The sequence below is a fragment of the Bradyrhizobium sp. LeoB3 genome, from assembly GCF_055456055.1.
This window is the reverse complement of the sequence record NZ_JBVBEF010000395.1, coordinates 1-379: the sequence shown is the minus strand read 5'-3', so window position 1 is coordinate 379 and position 379 is coordinate 1. Positions and strand designations below refer to the sequence as shown.

Below are 379 nucleotides of genomic sequence, written 5' to 3'. Positions count from 1 at the left end.
CTGCCGTGGCCGGTCGAGGGCCAGCGAGCGCGGCGAGCGGATTTGCGGGATTGCGGCACGGTCAAGAGGTGTCGATCCTGATGTGGTTCGTTGGAGCTGTCGGCCGATGCCGTGGCATTGCACCGCGCGCGAAGACTTCGATGATGATCATGCGACCGCCGCAGCATGGACAAGCCGGCTTGCTGGGATCGAGGGCGGCCGCGGTGGGCCGACCTTCAGGTTTTGCAATGGCAAGCAGCTCACGGGCGCGTGCGATGTTGCCGGCGCAAGCGCCTTTGGCGAACAGGCCGTAGTGGCGGATGCGATGCAAGCCCTTGGGCAGCACGTGGATGAGGAAGCGGCGGATGAACTCGAAGGTCTCGAGTGTCATCTGCTTGTA

1 protein-coding gene is annotated in these 379 nt (G+C 64.4%); it reads right to left on the bottom strand.

The genetic code is table 11. The features are described from left to right. Nucleotides 1–61: 61 nt before the first annotated feature. On the bottom strand, nt 62–379 hold a 318-nt coding region (locus tag ACZXDY_RS46490; protein ID WP_464350101.1), incomplete at its 5' end, for a transposase.